This is a genomic window from [Mycobacterium] manitobense, from assembly GCF_025821665.1.
Classification (GTDB): Bacteria; Actinomycetota; Actinomycetes; order Mycobacteriales; family Mycobacteriaceae; genus Mycobacterium; species Mycobacterium arseniciresistens.
Map to the genome: position 1 here is coordinate 1 of NZ_JACKSJ010000183.1, position 2,887 is coordinate 2,887.

At 70.3% G+C, this 2,887-nt stretch carries 4 protein-coding genes and 1 pseudogene; 4 read left to right on the forward strand and 1 reads right to left on the reverse strand.

The window, feature by feature from the left end; genetic code table 11:
* Window positions 1-253 (reverse strand): annotated as a pseudogene (locus H7I41_RS21110) (hypothetical protein); the annotation flags it as partial.
* A gap of 214 nt (window positions 254-467) precedes the next feature.
* Here H7I41_RS21110 and rimP point away from each other — a divergent pair.
* The 4 genes from rimP to H7I41_RS21130 form a co-directional block, all read left to right on the forward strand.
* A complete protein-coding gene (gene rimP, locus H7I41_RS21115) occupies window positions 468-1,028 on the forward strand; it encodes a ribosome maturation factor RimP (protein WP_264014574.1) in 561 nt (186 codons plus the stop codon).
* The gene (gene nusA, locus H7I41_RS21120; RefSeq protein ID WP_264014575.1) at window positions 1,025-2,086 is read left to right on the forward strand and encodes a transcription termination factor NusA; all 1,062 of its coding nucleotides are present in this window, start codon (window positions 1,025-1,027) and stop codon (window positions 2,084-2,086) included. Before rimP ends, nusA begins: the two co-directional genes overlap by 4 nt.
* A gap of 184 nt (window positions 2,087-2,270) precedes the next feature.
* The gene (locus H7I41_RS21125; RefSeq protein WP_372503778.1) at window positions 2,271-2,525 is read left to right on the forward strand and encodes a YlxR family protein; all 255 of its coding nucleotides are present in this window, start codon (window positions 2,271-2,273) and stop codon (window positions 2,523-2,525) included.
* Between the two features lie 78 nt (window positions 2,526-2,603).
* A partial coding sequence (locus tag H7I41_RS21130) for a translation initiation factor IF-2 N-terminal domain-containing protein (RefSeq protein WP_264014577.1) occupies window positions 2,604-2,887 on the forward strand: 284 nt, incomplete at its 3' end.

Consider the following 2,887-nt stretch of genomic DNA (forward strand, 5'->3'; position numbering starts at 1 on the left):
CGTGCTCGGCACGCTCGGCGGCCAGCTCGGTCAGGGTCTGCGCCAGCGGCGGGCGGGCGGCCGCGGCCGCCCTCGTGGCCAGGGAGCCGTCGTTGCGCGCCCGCTCGATCTGCGCGATCAACTCGTCGACCTCGGGCGGCGGAGGCGGCGTGCCACAGGCGGCGGAGGCGGCTCCCAGCAGGGTGAGGGTGGCCGCGCCCACCAGCACGCGTCGCCTGCTGACGACTGGATTGACGCTCGGCACGAGCAACATCCTGCCATTGCCTCTCCTGGGCGCTCGACGCCGACGAGCGTGGTGCCCCGAAGGCCGGCGGCAGCCCCGGGGGCCGCCTGCGCTGCCGTTTCGCGCGTGCGCTCGGCGGGCTGGCGTATCGTGGAAGGTCGATTCCTGGGGTTCGAGGCGACGCCTCGACGGGCGGCCGAGCCCGGGGAGTCGTGTCCGGACAACTCAAGACGAGGAGCTCGCCGTGGCGCCCGACCCACGATCGTCCGGGTTACCGACGCAGGAGCAGGTGATCGCCGTCCTCGACGGCGAGTTCGCGCGCGCCGGTTACGAGATCGAAGACGTGGTGATCGACGGGTCGACCCGGCCGCCACGGATCACCGTCATCGCCGACGCCGACGGCGGTGTGAGCCTCGACGCGATCGCCGACCTCTCGCGCACGGCCTCCGAGCTGCTCGACCGTCTCGACCCCGACACCGGTCACGGTGCTGACGCCGAATACGTCCTGGAGGTCACCTCACGCGGGGTGGAGCGCCCCCTGGTCGCCGAGAAGCACTTCCGGCGCGCGCAGGGCCGCAAGGTCGAGGTGTCGCTGGCCGACGGGTCCCAGGTGACCGGCCGGCTCGGCGAGACCTCGGGCGGCCTGGTGCGGCTGATCGTCCGCGAAGGCAACAGGCCCACCCTGTCGGTACGCGAGCTACCGCTCGACGGGATCACCAAAGCTGTTGTGCAAGTCGAATTCTCGGCTCCCAATTCGCGTGAGCTGGAACTGGCGGGACAACCCCGGAAGGAGGGTGTGGAATGAACATCGACATGGCGGCCCTACATGCCATCGAGGCGGACAAGGGCATCACGGTCGACGTCGTGGTCGACACCATCAAGTCGGCGTTGCTCACCGCCTACCGGCACACCGAGGGCCACGAACCCGACGCCCACATCGACATCGACCGGAAGACCGGCGTGGTGAAGGTTATCGCCCGCCAGACCGACGCCGACGGCAACGTGGTGCACGAGTGGGACGACACCCCAGAGGGATTCGGCCGCATCGCCGCGACGACCGCACGTCAGGTGATCCTGCAGCGCCTCCGCGACGCCGAGAACGAGAAGAACTACGGGGAGTTCTCCGCCCGCGAGGGTGACATCGTCGGCGGGGTGATCCAGCGCGACGCCCGCGCGAACGCCCGCGGGCTGGTGGTCGTCCGGATGGGCAGCGAGACCAAGGGCTCCGAAGGGGTGATCCCGGCCGCCGAGCAGGTGCCCGGCGAGAGCTATGAGCACGGGGACCGGCTTCGCTGCTACGTCGTGGGCGTCTCGCGCGGCGCCCGTGAGCCGTTGATCACGCTGTCGCGAACCCACCCGAACCTGGTGCGCAAGCTGTTCTCGCTCGAGGTGCCGGAGATCAACGACGGATCGGTCGAGATCGTCGCGGTGGCCAGGGAGGCCGGCCACCGCTCGAAGATCGCCGTCGCGTCCCGGGTGCCGGGCCTCAACGCCAAGGGCGCGTGCATCGGGCCGATGGGCCAGCGGGTGCGCAACGTGATGAGCGAGTTGTCGGGGGAGAAGATCGACATCATCGACCACGACGACGACCCCGCGCGCTTCGTCGCCAACGCGCTGTCGCCCGCCAAGGTGGTGTCGGTCTCGGTGATCGACGAGAGTGCCCGTGCCGCCCGCGTGGTGGTGCCCGACTACCAGCTGTCGTTGGCGATCGGCAAGGAGGGCCAGAACGCCCGCCTGGCCGCGCGGCTCACCGGCTGGCGTATCGACATCCGCAGCGACGCCGCACCGACCGGCCCGACCGGCCCGGCCGGGCCTGCGCAGTCGGGACGCGGTGCCACGCACGGAGCGGCTCGGGACGCCTGAGCGCTCGCAGAAACCCACGCCCGGACCACGGTTTCGGCGCAACGGGTCCGTGGCGGTAGACTCAGCCGTGATCCAGCGCGAGACTCCGGTGTCCCAACGGGGGCGCACCGCCGACCTACCGGTCGGGCCGGTGCGGACCTGTGTGGGGTGCCGGAAGCGAGAGCTGGCTGTCGAACTGCTCCGAGTGGTCGCAGTCGGCGGGAACGGCGAGTGCGCCGCGACCGTCGACACGGCGGGTAATCTGCCTGGGCGGGGTGCATGGCTGCATCCCGACCCGCAGTGCCTACACGCAGCAATCCGGCGGCGAGCGTTCGTGCGAGCGCTGCGGATCACCGGTTCACCGGACCTCACCGCGGTGACCGAGTACGTCGAGGAGATCTCGGAGCACTCGGACGCCCGGTCGACAGAACAGGTAGCGAGAAAAATGAGCACACCGTGAAGTCCCGATGACCATGTGTCATAGCTAACCCGAGGCGCGGCGCCTACCACCGCCATCGCCTCTAGAGATGGAGATGTAGTGGCAGGTAAGGCCCGCGTACACGAGTTGGCGAAGGAACTCGGTGTCACCAGCAAGGAACTCCTCGCAAAACTGAAGGACCAGGGCGAGTTCGTCAAGTCGGCGTCGTCGACCGTCGAAGCCCCCGTCGCGCGCCGCTTGCGCGAATCGTTCGGCGCCAAGTCCGCGCCGCAGAAGGCATCCGGTAACGGCGCGCCGGCCAAGGTCGCCAGCCCGGCCGCCGCGTCGGCAGGCTCATCGGTCAAGCCGGGCCCACGGCCCGCGGCGCCGACCCCGCCTCCCGC